The 23,278-nt window shown below is 40.1% G+C and carries 22 protein-coding genes and 1 pseudogene; 8 read left to right on the plus strand and 15 right to left on the minus strand.

All coding sequences use genetic code 11. The features are described 5' to 3' along the window. Positions 1–2: 2 nt before the first annotated feature. Both B9T24_RS03540 and B9T24_RS03545 read left to right on the plus strand, forming a co-directional pair. Positions 3–665 (plus strand): elongation factor P hydroxylase, encoded by a 663-nt coding sequence (locus B9T24_RS03540; protein ID WP_086164502.1) that lies wholly within the window; start codon positions 3–5, stop codon positions 663–665. An 84-nt stretch (positions 666–749) separates the two neighbouring features. After that, positions 750–1,367, plus strand: coding sequence for an L-threonylcarbamoyladenylate synthase (locus B9T24_RS03545; RefSeq protein WP_086164503.1), 618 nt, complete (start codon positions 750–752; stop codon positions 1,365–1,367). Between the two features lie 34 nt (positions 1,368–1,401). Here the strand turns inward: B9T24_RS03545 and B9T24_RS17080 are convergent, their stop codons facing one another. Both B9T24_RS17080 and B9T24_RS03555 read right to left on the minus strand, forming a co-directional pair. Beyond that, positions 1,402–1,950, minus strand: a complete 549-nt coding sequence (locus tag B9T24_RS17080) for a hypothetical protein (RefSeq protein WP_228145682.1) — start codon at positions 1,948–1,950, stop codon at positions 1,402–1,404. A gap of 103 nt (positions 1,951–2,053) precedes the next feature. Then, on the minus strand, positions 2,054–2,773 hold the full coding sequence (locus B9T24_RS03555; protein WP_086164504.1) for a GNAT family N-acetyltransferase: 720 nt from the start codon (positions 2,771–2,773) through the stop codon (positions 2,054–2,056). 296 nt (positions 2,774–3,069) lie between these two features. Here B9T24_RS03555 and B9T24_RS03560 point away from each other — a divergent pair, with 296 nt between their 5' ends. The 3 genes and pseudogenes from B9T24_RS03560 to rluB form a co-directional block, all read left to right on the plus strand. Continuing rightward, the gene (locus B9T24_RS03560; protein WP_086164505.1) at positions 3,070–3,864 is read left to right on the plus strand and encodes a segregation and condensation protein A; all 795 of its coding nucleotides are present in this window, start codon (positions 3,070–3,072) and stop codon (positions 3,862–3,864) included. Then, positions 3,861–4,451: an SMC-Scp complex subunit ScpB gene (gene scpB, locus B9T24_RS03565; RefSeq protein ID WP_086164506.1), complete on the plus strand. Its 591-nt coding sequence runs from the start codon at positions 3,861–3,863 to the stop codon at positions 4,449–4,451. The genes B9T24_RS03560 and scpB overlap by 4 nt, the downstream gene beginning before the upstream one ends. 41 nt (positions 4,452–4,492) lie before the next feature. Then, positions 4,493–5,389 (plus strand): annotated as a pseudogene (gene rluB / locus B9T24_RS03570) (23S rRNA pseudouridine(2605) synthase RluB); the annotation flags it as partial. A 402-nt stretch (positions 5,390–5,791) separates the two neighbouring features. Here the strand turns inward: rluB and bioD are convergent. The 6 genes from bioD to B9T24_RS03600 all read right to left on the minus strand — a co-directional run bounded on the left by bioD (position 5,792) and on the right by B9T24_RS03600 (position 10,858). Further along, positions 5,792–6,433, minus strand: coding sequence for a dethiobiotin synthase (gene bioD, locus B9T24_RS03575; protein ID WP_086164508.1), 642 nt, complete (start codon positions 6,431–6,433; stop codon positions 5,792–5,794). Further along, complete coding sequence (gene bioC, locus B9T24_RS03580) at positions 6,430–7,209, minus strand: malonyl-ACP O-methyltransferase BioC (RefSeq protein ID WP_086164509.1); 780 nt, start codon at positions 7,207–7,209, stop codon at positions 6,430–6,432. The genes bioD and bioC overlap by 4 nt, the downstream gene beginning before the upstream one ends. A gap of 24 nt (positions 7,210–7,233) precedes the next feature. Beyond that, positions 7,234–8,403: an 8-amino-7-oxononanoate synthase gene (locus B9T24_RS03585; RefSeq protein ID WP_086164510.1), complete on the minus strand. Its 1,170-nt coding sequence runs from the start codon at positions 8,401–8,403 to the stop codon at positions 7,234–7,236. Then, positions 8,400–9,692 carry an adenosylmethionine--8-amino-7-oxononanoate transaminase gene (gene bioA / locus B9T24_RS03590; protein ID WP_086164511.1) on the minus strand — a complete coding sequence of 431 codons (1,293 nt, stop codon included), beginning with the start codon at positions 9,690–9,692 and terminating at the stop codon, positions 8,400–8,402. Before bioA ends, B9T24_RS03585 begins: the two co-directional genes overlap by 4 nt. Positions 9,693–9,787: 95 nt before the next feature. Then, a complete protein-coding gene (locus B9T24_RS03595; protein ID WP_086164512.1) occupies positions 9,788–10,507 on the minus strand; it encodes a hydrolase in 720 nt (239 codons plus the stop codon). A gap of 27 nt (positions 10,508–10,534) precedes the next feature. Then, a complete protein-coding gene (locus tag B9T24_RS03600; RefSeq protein ID WP_086164513.1) occupies positions 10,535–10,858 on the minus strand; it encodes a DUF6176 family protein in 324 nt (107 codons plus the stop codon). 134 nt (positions 10,859–10,992) lie between these two features. On the opposite strand from B9T24_RS03600, the gene B9T24_RS03605 reads away from it, so the two are divergent. Further along, entirely contained in the window at positions 10,993–11,565 is a 573-nt protein-coding gene (locus tag B9T24_RS03605) for a peroxiredoxin (protein WP_086164514.1), read from the plus strand. Between the two features lie 97 nt (positions 11,566–11,662). On the opposite strand, the gene ftn is transcribed toward B9T24_RS03605, so the two are convergent. Beyond that, on the minus strand, positions 11,663–12,127 hold the full coding sequence (ftn, locus tag B9T24_RS03610; protein WP_086164515.1) for a heteropolymeric bacterioferritin subunit Ftn: 465 nt from the start codon (positions 12,125–12,127) through the stop codon (positions 11,663–11,665). Between the two features lie 340 nt (positions 12,128–12,467). On the opposite strand from ftn, the gene B9T24_RS03615 reads away from it, so the two are divergent. Next, entirely contained in the window at positions 12,468–13,532 is a 1,065-nt protein-coding gene (locus tag B9T24_RS03615; protein WP_086164516.1) for an SDR family oxidoreductase, read from the plus strand. 52 nt (positions 13,533–13,584) lie between these two features. On the opposite strand, the gene B9T24_RS03620 is transcribed toward B9T24_RS03615, so the two are convergent. The 6 genes from B9T24_RS03620 to B9T24_RS03645 form a co-directional block, all read right to left on the minus strand. Beyond that, positions 13,585–14,112 carry a DUF6155 family protein gene (locus B9T24_RS03620; RefSeq protein WP_086164517.1) on the minus strand — a complete coding sequence of 176 codons (528 nt, stop codon included), beginning with the start codon at positions 14,110–14,112 and terminating at the stop codon, positions 13,585–13,587. Beyond that, on the minus strand, positions 14,109–16,145 hold the full coding sequence (gene ligA / locus B9T24_RS03625; protein WP_086164518.1) for an NAD-dependent DNA ligase LigA: 2,037 nt from the start codon (positions 16,143–16,145) through the stop codon (positions 14,109–14,111). Before ligA ends, B9T24_RS03620 begins: the two co-directional genes overlap by 4 nt. Positions 16,146–16,235: 90 nt before the next feature. Then, the gene (locus tag B9T24_RS03630; RefSeq protein WP_086164519.1) at positions 16,236–17,162 is read right to left on the minus strand and encodes a cell division protein ZipA C-terminal FtsZ-binding domain-containing protein; all 927 of its coding nucleotides are present in this window, start codon (positions 17,160–17,162) and stop codon (positions 16,236–16,238) included. Position 17,163: 1 nt separating this feature from the next. Further along, positions 17,164–20,616, minus strand: coding sequence for a chromosome segregation protein SMC (gene smc, locus B9T24_RS03635; RefSeq protein WP_086164520.1), 3,453 nt, complete (start codon positions 20,614–20,616; stop codon positions 17,164–17,166). A gap of 10 nt (positions 20,617–20,626) precedes the next feature. Next, positions 20,627–21,322, minus strand: coding sequence for a GntR family transcriptional regulator (locus B9T24_RS03640; protein ID WP_086164521.1), 696 nt, complete (start codon positions 21,320–21,322; stop codon positions 20,627–20,629). A gap of 353 nt (positions 21,323–21,675) precedes the next feature. Then, positions 21,676–22,485: a sulfite exporter TauE/SafE family protein gene (locus B9T24_RS03645; RefSeq protein ID WP_086164522.1), complete on the minus strand. Its 810-nt coding sequence runs from the start codon at positions 22,483–22,485 to the stop codon at positions 21,676–21,678. Positions 22,486–22,515: 30 nt separating this feature from the next. Between B9T24_RS03645 and B9T24_RS03650 the strand changes: the two genes are divergently transcribed. Continuing rightward, positions 22,516–23,274, plus strand: coding sequence for a biotin--[acetyl-CoA-carboxylase] ligase (locus B9T24_RS03650; protein WP_086164523.1), 759 nt, complete (start codon positions 22,516–22,518; stop codon positions 23,272–23,274). Positions 23,275–23,278: the final 4 nt, after the last annotated feature.

Below are 23,278 nucleotides of genomic sequence, written 5' to 3' on the forward strand. Positions count from 1 at the left end.
TCATGCATCAGTTGCAGCCGCAACCTGAAGTCACAACTTCATTACAGTTCGACACGCATTCAACTTCGGCTTTTACTGAAAATCCAGTCCCTGCGCAACGTTTACAGTGGGTGAATTTACAGACAGAAGTTCAACAGGTCGATTGGCTTATCTTACACTTTAATCATTGGTTTTCCCACCTAAATGTGATGCTTGTACGTGGAGATTTTGAACCAGAATATTTCCCTGCAACTGAAACTGAAGCTGCGCGGATTCAATTTGCCCACTGTTTTTTTAATAGTGCATTGCATGAAATCAGCCATTGGAGCATTGCAGGCGAGCAAAGACGCTTATTGCCAGACCTCGGATATTGGTATGCACCTGATGGTCGAACCGCTGAACAACAGGCTTTATTTGAACAGGTTGAAATTAAACCGCAGGCAATTGAATGGTTATTTTCAAAGGCATTTGGACGTAAATTTCGGGTGTCTTTAGATAATTTAACTGGCGATGGCGGCAATGGTGCAACATTTAAAGATCATGTTTATGCTCAACTGCAACAATATTTTACTGGTGAAGCTAAACTGCCACGCGATGCAGCACACTTTATTGACTGCATCTGTGCCTATACGCGAAGTGGCAAAACATTACAAAGTGATGAGTTTCAACGAGAAATGTTAGACTAAATTACACAAACCCATCAAAGCTTGATTGCAAGACTTTGTAAATTCAACAGATAATGTCTAGAAATAAGTTGGGGGAGAATAAATATGCTGCATTTAAGAATACATCCTGATAATCCTCAACCACGTTTGATCAGCCAAGCGGTAGAACGTATTCGTGCTGGCGATGTCGTGGTTTACCCCACCGATGCGGCTTATGCTATTGGTTGCCAAATTGGTAACAAAAGTGCCATGGAGCGTATTTCTCAAATTCGTGGTTTAGGTTCAAAACACCAATATGCGATTCTTTGTGCTGATTTATCTGATATTGCCACCTATGCAAAAGTGGACAATGCCATGTATCGTTTACTGAAAAATAACACCCCTGCTGTCACGACCTTTATTTTACCTGCGACCAGTGAAGTTCCACGCCGCTTAATGCATCCTAAAAAGAAAACCATTGGTCTGCGTATTCCAAGCAACCCAATTTGCCAGATGTTATTAAAAGAACTGGGTGAACCGCTTTTAACCAGTACACTTATTCTTCCCAATCATGAAGACCCTTTAGATGATCCTTATGATATTGAAATGGCATTGAGTAACCGCGTTGATGTGTTTATTGATGGAGGTTTAGGTATTTTAAACACCACCAGTATTATTGATTTATCTGGTGATCATCCTGAAGTAATTCGTCGCGGTGTTGGTGATGTAAGCGCTTTTGAATAAGCGCTTTATTTTATGTTTTTAAATCCTGCTTAAATTAACCACCATTTTCCAGTTTTTCATTAAGCGCTAATGTTTTCTTAGAGACTGGCATGCTTTCAGGTGCATCTTTGATCACACTTTCTTTTATTGAGGCAACCTCATTAAAATTTGGACATTCCGCAAGTATTTGTTGAGTCTGATAAATTTCTTGTTTGAATTTATTCTGAATAATATAAGTCGAAGTCACTTTATCTTCTTTATATACCGTTAAATATGCATCTACCAGATCAGGTTCCTGCCCTTTTAGCTTTTCTAAAATTGAACAGCCCAACAAATTCACATTGTTTTTTATGGAATCGGGTACTTGTTTTTCATTAAATTCTGTCAAATACAGATATGTAATAATATTGGGGTACTGATTTAAGATATCCCCCTCTATTGGCAATCCTGTATTACTAATTTGTTGGCGTAAGGCATCATTCATACCAATGTTTTTTAATGTCTCACGAGCTTGTTGCTGGAACTGGTGTTGCCAATATTTTTCAGTTCCCCAAAACAATCCAGCAATAATTAAAAGCCCTACAATGACGAATTTAATCTTCATACCCACCCTTATTTATATTTATGAATAAATTATTTTTGTGCAAAATATCACTTTTTTAATTTTTTCAGATACTCAGGGAAAGTTTTTTTAATTATTTTTCTCATTAAGCAGTTAAATCACTTAATCGCTTCTTCTGTTCACCATCCGCATCAAAATTTTCAGGGCTTAACCACTGTTGATATGCAGTTGCTAAGCTTGGCCATTCTTCATCCAAAATTGAAAACCATGCCGTATTTCGATTTCGACCTTTCGCTATACGATCTTGGCGAAAAGTCCCTTCATACTGAAAGCCCAAACGTAAAGCGGCTCGTTTTGAAGGCTGATTCAAGTCATCACACTTCCATTCCACACGGCGAAAGCCTTGCTCAAAACACGCTTTCAATAAGAGATAGATCGCTTCGGTTGATGCAGTAGACTGCTTCATTTGATGTGAAAAATACACATTGCCAATTTCTATGACATGATCCATAGGACGTGGATTCATTAAGCCCATCCATCCCACAATCGTATGATTCACTTCAATTAAATAATGCGCTGTGCCCTTAAAACCAAAACAATTGGTCAAAGCAATTCGTAATTCATCGATGGTATTAAAACCTGAATAAGGCAAATATGTCCAACAACGCCGATCCACTTCCGTTTCTACACATTGCCAAATTTGTTTAACCCGATTTTCACTCAGTGTCATTGCAGATAAAGCATGTAATGTGACACTTTTTCCATCTAGGTTTTCTACCCAAAGATGAATCGGTAAAGGGTTAGACACAGGAAATCCGACAATTTGACCATATTCATTTTCTTGTACTTTTGGATCATTTTTCATATGTCATCACAAAAAATTAGCTTGATTTTATATTGCGCAAAAAAATTCTTTTATGCCAGTAAAAAATGCATATCTAACAATGACATCATATTGCTGAGGGTCATTTAAATCAATATTCCCTATTTATTTTCAGGTTTTTTTGTCTTTTGTTCGATTTGGTAATTTATTTGAAGCGTGTTTTCCTTTAGACTACGCAAATTAACTCTGTGCTTTTTCTCATCATACTTATCCATCCTGAAAGCTGATCCGAAATAGCATCTTCATGCCTTTGAAAATTCGCGTGGCCTATAACTGTAATGAATCAATCCATCCATGATCCTATGGAGCAAACTTCACACATCCGTGTTCTGGATGAGTGGCAAGAATCGATTCCTGAGGATTTATACATTCCTCCAGCTGCATTTGAAATTCTTTTAGAACATTTCGAAGGACCACTCGACTTTTTAATTTATCTGATTCAAAAAAGTGGTTTCGACCTATTACAACTTGATATTGCTCCGATTGCAGCCCAATATTTGTCCTATATGGATGCCATGAAGTCACTCAATATTGAACTGACTGCGGATTATATGGTGATGGCAGCATTATTAGCCGATCTTAAATCTCGGCTTTTACTTCCAAAAGCAACGTCATCGATTGTGCTTGAAAAAGATCCCAAACAGGCATTAATTGACCGCCTTGAAACCTATTTACGCGTAAAACAAGCCGCTGAACGTCTGGGTCAACTGCCTATTCTAGAACGTGATACATTCCCAGCCCATATCAGTCTTGGTCAAGTGGCACAAAATAATGAAGGTTATGATGTCGATCTGTTACGTGATGCCTTATTTTGTGTGTTTAATCGACCAGAACCGATCATTCACCAAATTCAACAAGAAGCTGTGCTGCTAGAAGAACGCATTGCTTTTATTGAATATAAATTACGCTCTGGTGAAGTTTTACATTTTAATGCCTTACTTAAACCAAGCCAAGGTCGTATGGGCATGGTCGTGACGTTTATGGCAATTCTTGAACTGACACGACAACAAAAAGTTAATATTATTGCAACAGGAATTGAAGCGCCTTTGGCGATTCAAGGAGTGCGAGCATGACTGATCATCAAACTGCGCCGCTGTCTGTTGCTGACAATCAACATGAAATTTTAATGCAACTCGAAGCGATTATTTTTGCCAGTGAAACCGCTGTTTCGCTTGCACGCTTAAAAGAAGCATTACAAAATCAATATAGCAAACCAGAATTGCGTCAGCTCTTGCAACAACTGGCTATGCTACAGCATGGCAGATCGATCGAACTTATTGAAACTGCTGAAGGTTTCCGTTTTCAAGTTCGTGCCAAATATCGCAATATCATTACTCAAGTTTGGCCAGAGCGACCAACTCGCTTATCGCCAACAATGCTCGAAACTATGGCTGTGATTGCTTATCATCAACCGGTAACCCGAGCAGATATTGAACAAATTCGTGGAGTTTCAAACAATAGTCAAATATTAAGATCATTGTTTGATTGGAACTGGATTAAAGAATCTGGTTTCAGAGAGCTTCCGGGAAGACCTGCGTTGTTAGTTACAACGCCACAATTTTTAAATGCATTTGGCCTAGCATCTTTAGGTCAGCTGCCTCCCCTACAGGATGCCAAGGAAGCTTTTATGGTTCTCGATGCTCACGCACCGAAGTCATAAATAGGTGAACTGTTGATGATAATTTCTAAGGTTATGCTGTCATGAGTGAAAAATTACAAAAGGTGCTTGCACGTGTTGGTTTGGGTTCTCGCCGTTATATGGAAGAAGTCATTGCCGCAGGTCGCGTCAGTATCAACGGACGTGTTGCCCAAGTCGGTGAACGCATTGAACCAACTGATGAGCTTCGCATCGATGGTCGTAAAGTCCAATTCCAAATTGAAGATGAAATTCGTCGTCGTGTGATCATTTACTACAAACCAGAAGGTGAAATCTGTTCACGTAATGACCCTGAGTCACGCCCAACAGTTTTCGAACAATTACCTTCAATTCCTGGTGATCGCTGGGTCATGGTGGGTCGTCTCGACATCAACTCAACAGGTCTTTTACTGTTCACAAATGATGGTGAATTAGCGAACCGCTTAATGCATCCGTCGAATGAAATTGAACGTGAATATGCTGTACGTGTCATGGGTGAAGTAACACCTCAAATCAAAAAGAACATGACTGAAGGTGTTGTTCTAGATGATGGTCCAGCTAAGTTTGAGTCGTTCTCTGAAATTGGCGGTGAAGGGATTAACCGTTGGTATCAAGTGGTGGTTAAAGAAGGTCGTAACCGCGAAGTTCGTCGTATTTTTGAATCACAAGGTTTAAAAGTTAGCCGTTTATTACGTACTCGTTATGGCACGGTGATTCTTCCTCGCGAACTTCGTACGGGCCGCTGGATTGAACTGGATAAAAATGATATCGACAACTTAACCAAATCTGTTGAGTTAAAACCACGTCAAGGGACGGGGCTTTTCGGCATGGCAAAACGCCGTAACGAACGTATGCAAGACAAACCACTGGCTGCACGTCGTGGTGGCTACTTACGCCAACAACGTCGTGACAGTGAAGGTGAAGCGCAACAACCTGAACAACGCCGTGACCAGCGCCAAACGGGCACTGAAAATGCGCGTCCTGATCAGCGCAGTGACAACCGTTTTAATAATCGTCCTGTTCGCACAGAAAGCACTGGCGATAACCGTTTCAATAATCGTCCTGTTCGTACAGAAAGCACTGGCGACAAGCGTTTTAACAGCCGAAATGATCGTTCAGAGCAACGTACTGATCGTTCAGAACCACGTAACGACAACCGTGGCAATCGTGTTAACAATGATCGTAACGCTAACACGATGGCTAACGAAAACCGCGGTGAAAACAAATTTGCTCCACGCAAACCTTTTGGTATCAATAAAGGCTTTAAGAAGTTTTAATACTTAAATCGCTTTAAAGAAAAGCCACTCAAATGAGTGGCTTTTTTATACCTTCCGCTTTTTTCAACTTAAAAAAGAAGAAAAAAATTAAAGTACTGGCACATCAATCCACAATGCTTTTGGAAAATGCTTCACTAAATACGCTTTTAAATAGGCTGCTGTATCTTGAGAAATCAGCGCATCTTGCGATTCATCATTTAAGTTATAGGCCAAAGCATACAGTTCTAAACCACGAATTTTTAAGGCTTCCAGACTTAAAAGCGTATGATTAATACTGCCTAAACGCCCTGAACTGACCAAAATCACAGGGAATTTTTTCTCCGCAATATAATCAATGGTCAGTACGTCTGTGGTTAAAGGCACCATCAAACCACCAGCACCTTCAAGCAACACCAGATCATATTTTTCAGCAAGCTGTTGCGTTGCATCGGCAATTTTTTGAAAATCAATTTCACGACCATCAATCTGAGTGGCTAAATGTGGCGATGCAGGATAGCTAAAAATCTCAGGCATGGTCAGTTTGCTGTGATCTTCAGCAAACCAGCCCATGCCCATAATTTCACGGTGCTGTTCAATATCTTCAGAAATATCAACATTACCCGTTTGAATCAGCTTTTGGGTAATGGTTTTTTGCCCCTGCTCGCTCCATAACTTTGCCAAATAACCCGTCGTATAGGTTTTGCCAATGCCTGTATCAATGCCGCTGATAAAATATACAGGTGCGCTCATGGCTTTCTCCGTGCAATACAATAAATAGGATGATAGCTTAGGCAATAGGTTATTTGCCCCAGCGAGTCCACATTTGAAAATTGTTGATAATCTAAATAAAACTGCTGTAATGACTGTTTTGTCCAACGATGCTTGGATGCTGTTGCCGTGACACCTGTAGCTTTTAAATGCTGTAAAACGTGTTTAGGATGCTCAAAAGCTAAAGTTTCGATATTTTCAGATAAATGAATAATATCAAAGCCCTGAACAAGCAGTTTTTCCTGAATCGCGTCAAGACTCAAATAATCCAAACCCTGCCCTGTTAATGCTTTAATTTCTTTAAGATTTTGCTGTCCAAAAATTGAGAAACAAAAATAGCCCTCTCCGATTAAAGCATTTGAACATTGATTAAAAATCGCCTCTAAATCAACCATCCACTGCAACGCAGAACTAGAAACTATCAGATCTAATTCTTGGGGAAATGACAGCTGTTCAATATCACCAATGAGCCATTGTAGTTGCTTGGATTCAGAAAAATGCTGTTGTACTTCAGAATATAAATCATTCAAAATTAATTGATTGAACTGGAAATTTCGTATCAACAAATGACTTAAATTACCCGAACCACAACCAATTTCGAAGACACGATCAAGCTTTGTTTTTGGCAAATAATTTTGCATTAACTGAACAAGATGCTGACAAATTTGCTTTTGCACCACCGCATGCTGCGTATAGCTTTGTCCCGCTTTTTCAAAACGCTGCGCCACTTGGGCCTTATCAATATTGAGGTTTTTCACAATACATCACTCACAGCAAAGTACTCACAACAACGCAACCAACTGATCAAGGTCAGCCTGATTTAGTTGCGAAGTTAAGCAAATTCGCAAACGTGAACCATGCTGTGGCACCGTCGGAGGACGTACAGGCATAATATAAAAACCTTGCTGTTGTAAGGCTTTGGCTTTATTCACTGTTTTTTGCGATTCACCCATAATCACAGGCACAATATGCGAGGTCGAGGGGCAATCAAAACCTTTGCTTTGTACCGCTTGTTGTAAATACTGACTGATCTGTTGTAAATGCTGACGCTGCTGCTTCAAGCCTAAAACTTTTTGGAAAATAAAATTTGTCCACGCCATACAAATGGGGGGTTGTGCCGTACTAAAAATAAGGGGGCGCATGCTATTAATCAAATAATCACGAATGATGGCATGACAAATCAAATAGCCACCAACGGAAGCTAAAGCTTTACCAAAAGTGCCAACCAAAAAATCAATCTCATCGATCACGCCATATTGTTGCGCACAGCCCAGACCTTGCTCGCCACGCACACCGATCGCATGCGCTTCATCAACATAGAGCATGACTTTACTAAATTGCTGTTTAATCCGTACCAATTCAGCTAAATCAGTCTCATCGCCATCCATACTAAAGATGGATTCAGTCACCACAATAATGCGATCAAAGCTTTCATCGGTATGATACTTTTGTAAAAGTTGGCTCAAATGATTTAAATCATTATGACGATAACGCACATATTTAGCCGACGACAAACGAATGCCATCAATCATGCTGGCATGAATCAGTTTATCGGCAAGAATCAAGGTTTTTGCATCACTCAAGGCAGGTAATATGCCAATATTCATGTGATAACCACTGTTAAACAACAGCGCTGATCGTCCATAAAATGCCTGACTTAAACTCAGCTCCAACTGCTCATATGCAGGAAAATTACCTGTCAATAAACGAGATGAGGATGAACTCATAATACGTAAATCATTGGGCGTTTGATCGAAAAATTGTTCACGTAAAGTAAGATCCGCAGCTAAACCCAAATAATCATTTGAACTCAGATTCAGCATGCTTTGACCGTTAATTTGAATCGTGCGACCGTGCTGAATATTCGAAGTAAATTGACGTAAATTACCTTGTTGTTTTAATTGTTCAAGTTGCACTGCATAATGATCCAGATGTTGCTCAAGTTGACTCATGCTGAATGCTCCATCTGTTCAACCACTTCAACCAATTGCTGTAATAATGTTTTAAGTTCATTTTCCGTGATGATGTACGGCGGCATCACATAGACCAATTTTCCGAATGGGCGGATCCAAATACCTCGACGCACGAATTCTTGTTGTAAGGTTTTCATATCGACATTAAACGTCAACTCCACCACGCCAATTGCGCCCAAAATACGCACATCCTGCACATATTCAAGCTGCGACAATGGTTGTAAATGCGTGGATAATTGTTGGTTGATGCGCTGAATATTGGCTTGCCAGTCTTGCGCCAATAAGACTTGGGTACTTTTGACTGCTACAGCACATGCCAAAGGATTCGCCATAAAAGTGGGGCCATGCATAAATACACCTACTTCACCCTGACTAATGGTTTGCGCAACTTTTTTGCTGGTTAAGGTGGCAGACAAGGTCATATACCCCCCCGTTAAACCCTTACCAATACACATAATATCGGGTTCAACTTGGGCATGTTCCCATGCAAACATTTTACCTGTGCGCCCAAAACCTGTCGCAATTTCATCAAAAATCAGCAAGATATTGTATTTTTCACAGAGTAATTTGGCTTGACGCAAATATTCAGGATGGTAAAAACGCATGCCGCCTGCACCTTGCACAATCGGCTCTAAAATAAGTCCCGCAATGCTTTGATGATGCTCAGCCAAAGTCTGTTCCAGTTCGGCAATATCGACCTGATCCCACTCATCATAAAAACCGACTTGCGGTGCAGGCACAAAAAGACGATTCGGTAAACTTGAACCAAAAATCTGGTGCATACCTGTCACAGGGTCACAGACGGACATGGCATTCCACGTATCCCCGTGGTAGCCCGAACGTGGTGTGACAAAGTTGCTTTTCTCTTTTTTTCCTTGTGCAGCCCAGTATTGCACGGCCATTTTCAAGGCAACTTCCACCGCCACAGAGCCTGAATCGGCATAGAAAATTTTATCTAAACTGGGTGGGGTAATTTGGAGTAAAAGTTTACCCAGTTCAATGGCAGGTTCATGGGTGAAACCACCAAACATAATATGCGACATCTTGTGTAATTGATCCGTTACCGCCTGATTCAATTCTGGATGGTTATAACCGTGAATGGCACACCACCAAGATGACATACCATCAATCAATTGACGACCATCTTCTAGTTCAATGGTTGCACCATAGGCCTGTTTGACCTTAAAGGTCGGTAAAGGCTTGGTCATGGAGGTATAGGGATGCCAGATGTGTTCAAGATCAAATTGCAGATCATTTAATTCAGTCATCCTTAACTCCACAGCTACAGCAAAAATCTATTTTGTCGATCTTAAACCTGCACAGATAAAAAATAAATTGCGATATTTGCCACTTATCAACATGTTTAATTCATTTTCTGTAAATATTGGCAGATTTTGTCAGTTATGAGTTCAGCTTTAAAGACAGGACAACCATGTGAACCTTGAATAAGCTCTACCTGCAAAAATTTTGCGTCGAATTGTTGGAAATTTTGGATAACTTTGCAATCAACTAAAACATCCTGCTCTGCAAAAATATGATATTGCTTGCCCTGATAATTTTTTAATATATCGACAATATTTAAATTTTCCAGCAATTCCAAACCCTGTTTAAGCAGATCAAACTGTTGTGGCTGAATTAAACTTTGTAAGGTGATGAAGTCTTTTTTGCTACTTTCTACACCCTGACACACCATATAGCCAAATTTCTTTAGTGTCAGAATTGCATCCTGTTCAAAGGATTGTTTAAAAACTTGAAAGGTCTGTGGTGACATAGCCGTTTGCCATGTGTCATTGGCGACAAAACAAGGATTGGATGCCAGAGTGATTAAAATCTTTGGTTCAGCATAATGTTGTTCAATTTCATCCACCAAAAGACTGGCAAGCTGCCCACCTAAAGACCAACCAATGATCACATCAAATTGACGCGCCCATTCAGCCTTGTGTTGCAAAACATCTTGATCAAAAGCATTAAAGATATTAATCAGCTCAACTTCATGACCGTGCTGTTGCAAAGCCAGTTGTAATGAATGCAGGAGATTTGTGCCCCCACCCCAGCCTGTAATCAGTAAAATACGTTGTTTCACGATCAGCCCCAAATTAAAAAATATAAACTAAGCATTATTTTCCAAATCTAGCAATAACTTTGCCGGAAAAACTTCGGCCCAATTATTTTTAAATTGTTTATGTACCTGATCAATCGGGAAATGACTATTTCGACCGATGTGCTGAGCTTGTGCAATATCATCAGCCCGCATATAAGCTAACAAATAATCTTGACCATCTAATTCCAAGTGAAACCACGATTCCACATGCACACCTTCTGCCCGAAGTGTTTCTATCGCTTCAGCTTTACGCTCATTCAGTTCTTTTTTCCATGCTTCAACATGATCTAAAGTATCAGGTTTTAATTTGATTAATACTGCGCCCACATCCATACATTGCTCTTATTTTATAATTTGATCCATCTTTATAACATAGCTGCTGTATGCAAAAAACCTGAACAATTTCCAGCACAGTAGCATTCTAAACTCTGCTAAACTGAGTTCACGTCTAATAAAAAGTAAACGATATGAATTATACAAAATTCTTTAGCACTGGCTTGGTTTGTATCAGCACATCGATTGGATTTTCCACTTTAAGTCATGCGGAAAGTTCTATTTTTACCAAAACTGATACTCCACAAAAGCAATGGGTTGGCAAGCCTGCACCGATGTTTAAGTTACAGGATCAAAATCAAAAATGGCATGAATTGAGCCAATATAAAGGCAAATGGGTGGTGCTTTATTTTTACCCAAAAGATAATTCACCCGGCTGTACTCAAGAAGCCAATCAATTTAAAGCACTGTATCCACAGTTTTTAAAAAGTAATGCCGTTGTTCTTGGCGTCAGTTTAGATGATGTGCAATCACATCAAAAATTTTCCGAAAAATTAGGCTTACCGTTTCCTATTTTGGCAGACAATAAGCACCAACTGGCCAATCAATTCGGTATTGTGCGAAATTTAGGGGTGACTAAAATAGCAAAACGAGAGAGCTTTTTAATTGATCCCAAAGGAACCATTGTTTATCACTACAACAGTGTAAACACACAGTCCCATGCCGCTCAGGTTTTAGCTGATATTCAAAAGTTTTCTAAAAAATAATTTTAGATCACTCATCATTTAAATCAAGGTTGTAACCCTTCATAGCAGCAATAAAAAAGCCCAGTAAACACTGAGCTTTTTATGTGAAACTAAAATCTTACATTTGTGATTGAATATAATTTTGTAAACCAATCAATTCAATCAAACGAATTTGTTTTTCTAACCAATAGGTATGATCTTCTTCAGTATCTGACATTTGCTGACGAAGCATATCACGCGTCACGTAATCACCTTTTTCTTCGCAGAGTTTCACACCTTGCGCAAGTTTATCACGGACATGATATTCCAGTTTTAAATCTGCTTTTAAGCAGCTCACCACATCTTCGCCTGTTTCAATATCATCACGATTCATATTCGGTGTGCCTTCTAAAAATAGGACACGGCGAATAATTGAATCAGCATGCGCTGCTTCTTCTTGCATTTCATGATCGATACGTTCAAAAATTTTAGTTAAACCCCAATCTTCATACATACGCGAATGAATAAGATATTGATCACGAGCAGCCAGTTCGCCACCGATCAACATATTTAGATAGTCTACGACTTCTGGATTGCCACGCATTTCAAATACTCCATACCCTTTTTTTAATATTATGGGCAAAATGAACCACCAATGCAAAGCAAAAATTATGTAAGTTAATGATTTTTATAAAATAAAAATGAGAAACATACGCATTTGCACTTTAAACCATCAAATTCCTATTTAGAAAACAAGCTGTTGCAGTTTTTATGACTCAAATCCGAATCATTTTTTGCTCTCTTTTAAAGTATAGTTTTTTGTAACCAATCACGATCTATACAGATTTATCTTTTTTGACTCACAAGTTTCATCTTTAGCCCAAGACAAGCCACTTGTTTCTGACTATCATGCATATAGACTTGAGAACAATAACGGCTTAAAAATGACAGCAACTCAAAACACAGCTCCAATTTTAGTGACTGGCGCAACTGGCTATATCGCCAGTTGGGTCATTCAAAAACTGCTTGAACAAGGTCATCAGGTACATGCCACTGTCCGTGATCTGAATAAAAAATCAGGTTTTGCCCATTTGGAAAAAATTGCAGCGCAAAGCACAGGCACGCTTAAACTCTTTAAAGCCAATTTACTTGAAGAAAATTCTTTTGATGAAGCCATGCAAGGCTGTGAAATCGTTTTACATATGGCTTCGCCTTTTGTCGTCACCAACTTTAAAGATGCTGTAAAAGATATTATTGAGCCTGCTGTTTTGGGTACAGAAAATGTACTTAATAGTGTCAATAAAACCGAGTCCGTGAAACGTGTGGTCGTGACTTCAAGTATTGCCTCTACCTATGGCGATGCAATCGACATTCTAAAAACTGAAAATAATGCCTTTGATGAGTCACATTGGAATACCAGCAGCTCTGAAACCCATCAACCTTATCCCTATTCTAAAGTCATGGCAGAGCGTAAAGCTTGGGACATGCAAAAAGCACAAAACCGTTGGGATTTAATCTGTATCAATCCTGCTTTGGTTCTTGGCCCATCTCTAACGCCCAATACACAATCGGGTAGTGTCGAAGTCTTGCAACAATTTACCAATGGGATGACGCTTTTAGGCGTACCGCCAATGTGGAATGGTATTGTCGATGTGCGCGATGTTGCCGATGCACATATCCATGCTGCATTTAAAGCAGATGCTCAAGGGCGTTATATTATTAGTGGCGGCACACTTAGTTTATTAGAAATGGGCAAAATTTTACGTCAAAACTTTGGTCATAAGTTCCCGTTCCCGCGTAATCATTTACCGAAAGCTGCCTTTAAAATTTTTGGTCCATTGGTCGGGTTTTCTAAAGACTTTGTCGAACTAAATATGGGTTATCCAATTTACTTCAATGCCGATAAGAGCAAGCAAGAATTTGGTATTGAATACTATAATATTGAAAGTAGTTTGGTTGAACATTTCCAACAACTTCTTGATGATGGTGTGGTGAAAAAATACCTTTAAGCTCAAACAAGCCCATTCAACTCAATTGAATGGGCTTTTAACTAAGTTTCTCTTAATCATCTATTTCATCAAAATAATCATCATAAGTTTCACATAACCCATCATGAAACCCCCAACCTATTCCATCAGTATCCTGACAAATTTTTGCTGCTCTTTGTTGAAACTGATGTGCTAAATTCAACTGCTTCATCCATTTCAATGCTTGGGCAAACATTGACTCCATACTATTATAAAATGGTTCATTAATATCACCATAAGTATTGGTATATTGAACGCCCACTTCTACATAATATAGAGCTAAATCAACAAGATTCTCATGAACCCCTACTAATTTTTTAAAATCCATGACTGATTTACGGGCAACTGATAAACGGGCATCACCGAAACCACGCTTAGGCAAAAACTGATCTTTAATGATCGTTTTATGTTTAGCAAGTATATCATTTGCACCCTCTGCGCTCATCTGCAAATTATAAAAGTCCTTAACCCCAGAAAACTGTTGATATAAATCAGTAATTTCTCTAGTTAATTCTTTTTCTGATTTATTTGCAAGATACGCTTTTAACTTTTGGATACTCATTCAATATTTCCATACTGCGCTACAAAATTCAAAAACTCTTGCTCATTCATCACTTGTACACCTAACTTTTCAGCTTTTTCAAGTTTCGAACCTGCTTTTTCACCAGCAACCAAACATTTGGTTTTACTGGAAATACTACCACTCACCCGTGCCCCTAAAGCTTGCAGCATTTGTGTGGCTTCATCACGCCCCATTTGACTGAGCGTGCCTGTAATCACCCAACTTTCGCCATTTAACGGCTGACGTGTTGGTGCAATTGGCGCATCCCAGTGAATACCGGCATCAAGTAAACGCTGCACCACTTCCAAATTATGCGGCGCTTGGAAAAAATCAATAATCCATTCTGCGGTAATCTCCCCCACATCAGGCGTTTTCTTTAATGTTTCAATATCAGCATTTTGTAATGCTTCCAAAGTTTGAAACGTATTGGCCAACATGCGTGCTGTGGTTTCACCTACACCGCGAATACCTAAAGCATAAATAAAAGCAGCAAGAGTGGTTTTTTTACTCTTTTCAATGGCATCAAATAGGTTTTGAACAGACTTCTCACCCATTTTTTCAATCGTTAGTAATTGCTCACGGTGCTCATGTAAACTGTAAATATCAGCGACATTTTTTAACAGGTCAAGATGTAATAAAGATTCCACCCAACGATCACCCAGACCTTCAATATCCAGTGCTTTACGTGAAACAAAATGACGAATCGCTTCAATACGCTGCGCTGCACAATAGAGTCCACCCGAACAACGTGCCAATGCTTCACCTTCGGGCATCACCACAGGCGACTCACAGACTGGACAATTTTCGGGTAAATGAACTTCTACCGTATCATCAGGACGGAATTCAGGCCAAACTTTTTCCACTTTGGGAATCACATCACCACTACGGTATACACTAACAGTATCGCCAACGCGAACATCTAAACGATGGATTTCACCAATGTTGTGCAGCGTCACATTGGATACCGTAACCCCACCCACAGCAACTGGATTTAAACGTGCAACTGGCGTTAAAGTTCCCGTCCGACCCACTTGCCAATCAATATTTTCAACCGTAGTTAACGCGGCAACGGCTGGAAATTTATAGGCAGTCGCCCAACGTGGCTCACGACTTAGAAAACCCAACTGTTGTTGCTGTTTTAGATCATCAACTTTGACGACCATGCCATCAATTTCAACACTTAAGTTTGGACGTTCTACATTGATCTGTTCATATTTTTCTTGGACTTCTTGAATGCTATCGCAAACAAAATGGCGCTCACCAACTGCAAAACCAAAATTGGTTAACCACTGCAAACTTTCGGACATCGACGTTAAGCCATGATTTGGCTCACATTGTGCAATCCCATAGGCATAAAATGCCAAAGGACGAGACGCCGCGACTGCTGGGTCTAACTGACGTAAACTGCCTGCTGCTGCATTACGTGGATTGGCAAAAGTCTTTTCACCTTTGGCTTCATTCTCCGCATTGAGTTTTTCAAAACCTGCTTTCGGCATTAATACTTCACCACGCACTTCTAACAGTGTCGGAATTTTTACCAAATCAGAACTTAACACCTTCGGTAAGTTACGAATAGTTTTAACATTTTCAGTAATGTCTTCACCCGTTTCACCATCGCCACGGGTCACACCACGAACCAATATCCCGTTTTCATACCAAAGTGAAATGGCTAAACCATCAAACTTTAACTCTACATCATATTGAATTTTCTGATTCGGCAAGCGTTCTTCAATACGACGTGCAAATGCAAATAGATCTTCTTGATTAAATACATTACCCAATGACAGCATTGGTACAACATGGGTAATACTTTCAAATTTAGGTAGTGCTTTACCGCCCACTTTATTGGTCGGTGTATCGGCTTGTATACATTCTGGATATTGTTGTTCTAACGCTTTCAATTGATGAAACAATTGATCATATTCACTATCTTCAATGGTCGGTTGATCCATTACATAATAAGCATGATTATGCTTGGCTAAAATTTGGATCAATTGACGCATTTGCGCTTTGATAGTTGAATCTTGAGTCATTTCTTCACCATAAAAAAGGGCGGTCTATTTTCCGCCCTTAAAAAATTTTATCTACTCGCTATTATAGAAATCGAGTGCTTCTGTTTCAAACTAAACTTCTGCCGCGTGTCCTGAACGATAGTCAATCGCTTGATGACGCCATTGCTCACGCAACTGCGGCGTAAACTCCTGATTATTTTGATCGTAAACAGTGCCATCAATTTCACGGGCAATTAAGCGCGAAATACTGTCCATGGTATCAAAGGCATTTTGTACATCACTATGTGGTAACGCTAAGAAAAATGCTAAACCTTTGACTTGTTCAGTAGACAAGGTTTCAAGGTCAAAGCCTGCCGCACCTTCATCGGTGATTTGTAAAACAGAAAAGAGTAATTTGCTGTCATCTTGACTATAACGATGGAAACACGCCATTTCACCAAAACGTAAACCATATTTAAGCAGCACTTTTAAGGTTTTTTCACCTGAAAGCACACGACGTTCTGGATAAATATTTAACGCAATGAATTCAACGGCAGTGGATAATGCACTTTCCTCATCAACACGTTGCTGTTCATGTAAATGTTCATCCAAAATGCTGCTTTCTTCTTCAAACTCTGAAATTTCAGCTTTGGCGATATTGGCATTCAGACTAAATTCTGCCGCTTCTTTTACTTCAGTTTTTTTCACTTGAGCGGATGGTTCAGTTGCAACATCGACTGCTTTAGCCAGTTCAGGTTCAAGCGAATCTACAACTGATTCAGTATTGCTACTGGTTTCAGCTGCGTTAGCCTCAGTATTTTCAGTTTTTGCTTCGCTACTGGTTAAATCTTGAGTTGGTTCAGCACTTGACGTTTCTGCGGCATTTTGTAATTGATCACGTACATGGCGAGGAATCACAGGCTGCTGACTATCTGAGTCGACATGCAGTTCTGAATCCAATGAAGGTGCTGCATCAGCAGGTTTTTTAAACAGTATTCTTAAACCGAATAACATAATGATAACGGCGATAACAATACCAACGACGGTTGTGACTTCCATATTATGACTCCGCGACTAAACCGTATTCTTTTGCCTGTTCCAAATCGACAGTGACTAATTTTGATGTACCGGGTTCTGGCATGGTAACACCTAACAAATCGGTTGCCATCGTCATTGCAACTTTATTATGAGTAATGTAAATGAATTGTACTTGTTCAGAAAGCTCTTTTACCAAATTACAAAATCTTCCCACATTGGCATCATCCAAAGGCGCATCCACTTCATCCAAAACACAGAACGGTGCTGGATTTAAACGGAAGATTGCAAATACCAATGCCAATGCCGTGAGTGCTTTTTCACCACCAGATAATAATGCTAAAGAACTGTTACGTTTACCTGGTGGACGAGCCATTAGTTTTACACCCGATTGCCAGTCATCTTCAAGGCTTAAACTCGCTTCCCCACCATTAAATACTTTAGGGAACAAATCTTGTAGCTCGAGATTGACCCGATCAAAGGTGGTCATAAACAATTTACGGGTTTCTTGATCAATACTTTTCATGGCATTTTTTAATTGATCGACCGTTTTTTCCAAGTCTTCAATTTGGTGACTCAGCTCGGCAAAACGCTTCGACACTTCTTCATATTCTTCCGAGGCAGCTAAATTCACTGCGCCCAACTTATCAAAGCGCTGTTGTGCTTTTTCTAGTTGTTGTTGATGTGCCAGCAAATCAATGCTTAAACCTGCAATGACTTCACTATTTAAAGCCGTCAATTGTTCTGAATAATGCTGCAAATCAGATTTCGCTACTTGCCAAGCCAGACGTTTTTCTTCCAATTGACCACGTAATTTTTCATCGTGTTGTTGCTGTTGATGACGTTGCTCGGTCAAAGACTGCTGTTTTTCTTGTAGATTATTCAGTTCAATTTGCCATTCATGCCAAGTCTTTTGCAATTTCTCTGTCACTTGGGCTTGTTGATTAAATTGTGACTCCAGTGCGGGTAATTCCAATTGCACAGGATCGATAAAATTTTTCGCTTGTGCCATTTGCAGCATAATTTGTTGATATTGCGCTTTTAAGAATGAAGCATCTTTTTCCAATAGTTCAGTTTGCTGTCCGGTTTGTGCGGTCTGACGACGCAGCAACTCCAATTCCTGCTGGGCCTGCTGCCAAACTTGTTGCGTATTTTCAAGCTGCTCGGTAAGTTCTTCCACTTGAAATTGCATGGTTTTATAATGCGGTAAAGCCTGTTCCAATTTCAAATTTAAGGCATGCAAATCAATTTCCAAATCATCTTTTTGCATGGCATCTTCTTCCAATTGCTCATCCAGTTGTTGTAACTGATGTTGCAATTGTTGCTTTTGCACTGAAAATGCCTGAATGGTACTTTGTAGTTGCGCTATTTTGACATCGAGCTGTTGCAATGCCTTTTGGTGTTGCTTTAACGTCTCTTGCTGATCTTGAATATTTTTTTGCAAGGTTTGAATGTGTTGTAGCACTTCTGGCAATTGTTGTTCAGCCGCTTCAAGCTGGGGTAACTGCTGGGCCAGTGCTGTTTCAATTTCATCTAAACGAATGCGATGGCTGAGTACCCCTTGCCCTGCTTGACTGGCTTCATCGTAAAATAAACCAATCACCCAATCCACACCGACATGATAGCCATCCAAACTTAAGATGGACTGTCCTAAGCTCAACTGGCTTTGCAAAGACAAGGCCTGAGTTAACGTGTCTGCGACAGCCACCTGCTGCCAAATTGAATACTGGGGTGACTCAATCCAATCGGCTAAACAATCTAAACCTGCTAACTGAATCCGATTTTGCAAAACATTGCTTTTAAGCTGACGAGCAATATTTTCAATGAAATCAGTATTTGCATCTAATACCTGTGCAGAAAGCCATTTTGCCAAAAATTTTTCAATTAAATTGGCATACGGTTTGGCTTGATCGTTCAGCTTGAATACCTGCATCAACTGCACAGCGTCATTCTGCACTTTTGGACTGTTTTTAATCAGCAATTGAGTTAAGTTTTTTTGTTCCGATTGCAACACCTGAATCGCGGACTTCAAACTTGCAGCATCATTTTTTTGCTGCGCATATTGTGTCTGTGCAAGTTCTAAAGTTTGTTTATGGGTTTGAATATTCTGTTCTAGCTGCTCAAGCTGCTGGCTAAGTTGAACTTTTTCCTGCTCGAGCTGTTCAATATCATCATGCTGATTTTGCTGTTGGATTTGCACTGCTTGTAGCTGCACAGTTTGTTTTTGCTGTTCTATACGGGAAATATTTTTGGCTAATTGTTCACTTTGCGCCAACATTTGCAGCTTGTGCTGTTGTTGCTTCTCCACCTGAATTTTGACCAATTCAAATTGCTGTTGCACCTGTTGCTGTTGTGCTTTCAAAGCACCCACATTTTGGCTTTGATCTTGATTTTGCTGTTCTTGCTGCTGTAATTGCTCACTCTGCTGTTCGTATTGCGCTTGCAAAGTTTCAATTTGCAATTCAATCAGCTGCAAGCGCTCTTTGGTCTGTAATTTTTGTTGTTCTAACTGCGTTAAAATTGACGTATTTTGCTGAAATAAAGACTGTTTTTGTTCCAGCGTCATTTTCAATTCAGACAGTTTTTTCTCTGCCTGTTGCCATTCATTTTGTAAAGGCGTGGACTGTTGAATCAGGCGTTGAAATAATTCACTGGTTGCCGTTAAATCATGTTCTAAAGTACCCAGTTCTGAGCGGACCAACTTAAAGCTTTCACCCAAGTTATTCATCTGCAAAGTATATTCTTGTTGCAAGCGGCTGCTTTGCTCACATTGAAATGACAATACTTCAATTTTGATGCTACGAATCTGGGTTTCAAGTTCTTTGTATTGCACAGCGGTTTCAGACTGACGTTTTAGCGTTTTCAGCTGTGACTTCAATTCTGCATTAATATCTTCCAAACGCGATAAATTTTGTGTGGTGTGATCTAAATGCAATAGCGTTTCACGACGACGGGCCTGATAACGTGAAACCCCCGCGGCTTCCTCAATGAACACGCGCATTTCTTCAGGTTTGGCATCGACCAAACGGTTAATCATACCTTGTTCAATAATGGAATATGAACGTGGTCCTAAACCTGTGCCCAGAAAAATATCAGTGATATCACGACGACGGCATTTAGTACCATTTAAAAAATATTCAGACTTGCCATCACGGTTGACCTGACGACGTACTGCCAATTCATTGTAGGCGTTGTATGTACCACCGAGCTTGCCATAGGTATTATCAAAGCGTAATTCAACACTTGCCACACCGACAGGTTTACGTTTCGCTGTACCCGTAAAAATGACATCCTGCATGCTACCGCCACGCAGTTGCCGTGCACTTGATTCACCCATGACCCAACGAATGGCATCAATCACATTCGATTTACCACAGCCATTTGGCCCAACCACAGCGGTACGATTCGCCTTGAAGTGTAAAGTCGTACTATCGGCAAAAGATTTAAAGCCGGAAAGTTTTAAGCTGCTTAAACGCATAATGTCCTGATTAACGTCGTGAACGTCTTGCCCATGCAAGTTCGATTTGTTTCATCCGTGTTAGAGATTCCAACACAAGGTTACGCAAGTGTCGACAAAAATCATCCATAAATAAAGTAGCTTGTTGTGATTTTCGGATCAAAACTGCATCAGTCACCAACTTAAACAATTCAAATGATTCCTGTAGCTCACGGCGAGAGATATTTAAGGTTAAAAAATAGCTGCGACGCAATGACGGCAGCAACTCTTGATAAAACTTGATTAAATAGGGATTACCGACCATCTCTTGTTGCCGTGCTAAACCCTGAAAGATTAAATCATAAAATTTTTCAGTATGTCCCTGACGCGTTTCCTCATGCAATTGTGTCAATAAGGCTTGAATTCTTTCGGCTTCATGTGTACGCCAAGCTTCTGCCATACGCTGCACAATTTGCCCCAAGAGCAAAGCACTCATATCAAACAAAGCACGCACTTGCTGCGCAGACATTTCTGACACAACCGCACCACGACGTGGGTAAATTTCAATCAGCTGTGTTCGCTCTAATAGCAGTAATGCTTCGCGTACAGAACCTCGACTCACATCAAGCTCAGCCGAAATTCGCAACTCTTGGATGCGTTCACCTTCCACCAGCTCGCCACGAATAATTTGCTCACTAATATGTTTGGCAATTTGTTCGGACAAACTCTCTTTCCCCTGTTCGTGCATACTATTCCTATCTTGTTTTTATAAGATGCAATCGAAAAACGGTCATAAATACTGACTGATATTCTCTTTTACTCAATTGTAACCATAAAGAAAATGACATTGTCAGACAATTTTTAAGTCTATACAGTCAATTTTTAAAAAATGAAATCATTCACTTGAATGAGAAGCCCATTCCTATCTAAAAAATAGACCTAAATTGTATTTGTTAGTCCTACTTTTCTGTTTGACGTTGGCATAAAAAGGATGCCGATTAAAAATCTGAGCGATACAGCATCCCGGATGACAGAAAAAAGATGTGTAGAATTTCATCATCACGCAGCTTAATCCAGCTATTTTTAGTTTAATTTACAACCTTAAAAATAGTTTGAAAAGCCTTGATAAATAAAATATAAACCGACGACGGTTAACAGACAGGCAAAGCATCTTTTCAGCATAGTTGGCGATAACTTATGTGCTACTTTAGCCCCCAGTTTCGCTGTAATAAAGCTCATTACGCTAATCCCAATAAAGGCATAAACATGTACATAACCAATACTATGCGGCACGTCAACGGTTGCATTCGAGCCAAACCACATGAAGCCTAATGCACCCGCAATGGCAATAGGTAGCCCGCCTGCTGCCGACGTTGCTACTGCTTTTTGAATGACCACACCATGACGATTTAAATAAGGCACGGTAAGGCTGCCACCGCCAATGCCAAAAATAGCCGATGCAATGCCAATACCACCACCTGCAAGCATTTGCATACCTTTGGCAGGTAAATGCCGAGAAGAATCAACAGGCTTGCTTGCACCGTTAAACATACCATATCCCACCCAAATCGCAAAAAAACCGATCAGCAATTGCAACCCCTGACCCGAGATATAATCCGCAATACCCGCACCTAAAAATGAGCCGAAAGCCAGACCTGGTGCTAAATTACGAAAGACATCCCACATCACAGCACCACGTTTGTGATGTGCTGAAACAGAGCTAATCGAGGTCACAATAATCGTCGCTAAGGAGGTACCCACAGCCAAATGCATAATGACTGAAGCATCATAATGTAACTGGGTAAACACAATATATAAAATAGGGACAATAATGAGACCGCCACCGACTCCAAATAGTCCAGCAGCAAAACCCGCCATTGCACCAATCAACAAATATATGATTAACTCCATGATTCACATTCCACTGCTGCTTAAATTTAAATGGATTTAGAGACTCGACAACTGCAAAAAATCCTCGACGACGCTCATCAGCGCCCTGAAGTATTAATACTGAAACCCGTCACAACTTCAACCAATGATGATGTCCGTGAAATTGCACTCAAAGGCGTTCACAGCGTTTTAGTCTGTAGCACAAAGCAAACTCAAGGTCGTGGACAACGTCAACGACAGTGGGTATCACCTGAAGGGAATATCTATTTAAGCACATTGCTGAATACACGAACACCCATTGATGGGCGACTTGCCCTTGAAATTGCATTAAATATTTTACAAATGCCGAGTCTTAAAAACTTAGATCTGCAAGTCAAATGGCCGAATGATCTCTATAGTCCACAAGGCAAATGGGGCGGAATTTTAGTTGAACCGCTTTCCCCCCATCAAGTCATTGTCGGGGTCGGCATCAATCTTGATCCCATTCCCAAAGAAAACATTGACCAGCATGCCACATCCTTAAGTGAACTAGGCTTGACCGATATTTCTCGTCCTCAACTGATTGCCGAGTTATATATAGCCATTCAACAGGCCAGTGAATGGTTTGATCATGATTGTTATAACCTTGCTGTTCGTTTTAACCACTATGCGGCATTTAAAAATCAAGCGGTTGAATTTGAACATCATTCAGGACTCTGTTCAGGTATTTTTATCGGTATTCAAGATGATGGTGCGGTGAACATTGAAACCAGCGCAGGTGTACAACAATTTTATCAAGGGCGCTTACGTCGCTTAGAAACCTCTCTTTAGAGAA

Origin of the sequence: Acinetobacter sp. ANC 4654, from assembly GCF_002135425.1 — a bacterium.
Classification (GTDB): Bacteria; Pseudomonadota; Gammaproteobacteria; order Pseudomonadales; family Moraxellaceae; genus Acinetobacter; species Acinetobacter kyonggiensis.

What these genes read in the sequence shown, in the direction of transcription:
- B9T24_RS03645 (WP_086164522.1), bottom strand. Translation starts at nt 22,485, where the DNA reads ATGGAGTTAATCATATATTTGTTGATTGGTGCAATGGCGGGTTTTGCT.
- B9T24_RS03560 (WP_086164505.1), top strand. Translation starts at nt 3,070, where the DNA reads ATGAATCAATCCATCCATGATCCTATGGAGCAAACTTCACACATCCGT.
- ftn (WP_086164515.1), bottom strand. Translation starts at nt 12,127, where the DNA reads ATGCGTGGCAATCCAGAAGTCGTAGACTATCTAAATATGTTGATCGGT.
- B9T24_RS03555 (WP_086164504.1), bottom strand. Translation starts at nt 2,773, where the DNA reads ATGAAAAATGATCCAAAAGTACAAGAAAATGAATATGGTCAAATTGTC.
- smc (WP_086164520.1), bottom strand. Translation starts at nt 20,616, where the DNA reads ATGCGTTTAAGCAGCTTAAAACTTTCCGGCTTTAAATCTTTTGCCGAT.
- B9T24_RS03600 (WP_086164513.1), bottom strand. Translation starts at nt 10,858, where the DNA reads ATGGATGTGGGCGCAGTATTAATCAAATTAAAACCTGATACTTTAGAT.
- scpB (WP_086164506.1), top strand. Translation starts at nt 3,861, where the DNA reads ATGACTGATCATCAAACTGCGCCGCTGTCTGTTGCTGACAATCAACAT.
- bioD (WP_086164508.1), bottom strand. Translation starts at nt 6,433, where the DNA reads ATGAGCGCACCTGTATATTTTATCAGCGGCATTGATACAGGCATTGGC.
- B9T24_RS03605 (WP_086164514.1), top strand. Translation starts at nt 10,993, where the DNA reads ATGAATTATACAAAATTCTTTAGCACTGGCTTGGTTTGTATCAGCACA.
- bioA (WP_086164511.1), bottom strand. Translation starts at nt 9,692, where the DNA reads ATGACTGAATTAAATGATCTGCAATTTGATCTTGAACACATCTGGCAT.
- B9T24_RS03650 (WP_086164523.1), top strand. Translation starts at nt 22,516, where the DNA reads ATGGATTTAGAGACTCGACAACTGCAAAAAATCCTCGACGACGCTCAT.
- B9T24_RS03585 (WP_086164510.1), bottom strand. Translation starts at nt 8,403, where the DNA reads ATGAGTCAACTTGAGCAACATCTGGATCATTATGCAGTGCAACTTGAA.
- B9T24_RS03545 (WP_086164503.1), top strand. Translation starts at nt 750, where the DNA reads ATGCTGCATTTAAGAATACATCCTGATAATCCTCAACCACGTTTGATC.
- B9T24_RS03615 (WP_086164516.1), top strand. Translation starts at nt 12,468, where the DNA reads ATGACAGCAACTCAAAACACAGCTCCAATTTTAGTGACTGGCGCAACT.
- B9T24_RS17080 (WP_228145682.1), bottom strand. Translation starts at nt 1,950, where the DNA reads ATGAAGATTAAATTCGTCATTGTAGGGCTTTTAATTATTGCTGGATTG.
- B9T24_RS03640 (WP_086164521.1), bottom strand. Translation starts at nt 21,322, where the DNA reads ATGCACGAACAGGGGAAAGAGAGTTTGTCCGAACAAATTGCCAAACAT.
- B9T24_RS03630 (WP_086164519.1), bottom strand. Translation starts at nt 17,162, where the DNA reads ATGGAAGTCACAACCGTCGTTGGTATTGTTATCGCCGTTATCATTATG.
- B9T24_RS03620 (WP_086164517.1), bottom strand. Translation starts at nt 14,112, where the DNA reads ATGAGTATCCAAAAGTTAAAAGCGTATCTTGCAAATAAATCAGAAAAA.
- B9T24_RS03540 (WP_086164502.1), top strand. Translation starts at nt 3, where the DNA reads ATGCATCAGTTGCAGCCGCAACCTGAAGTCACAACTTCATTACAGTTC.
- ligA (WP_086164518.1), bottom strand. Translation starts at nt 16,145, where the DNA reads ATGACTCAAGATTCAACTATCAAAGCGCAAATGCGTCAATTGATCCAA.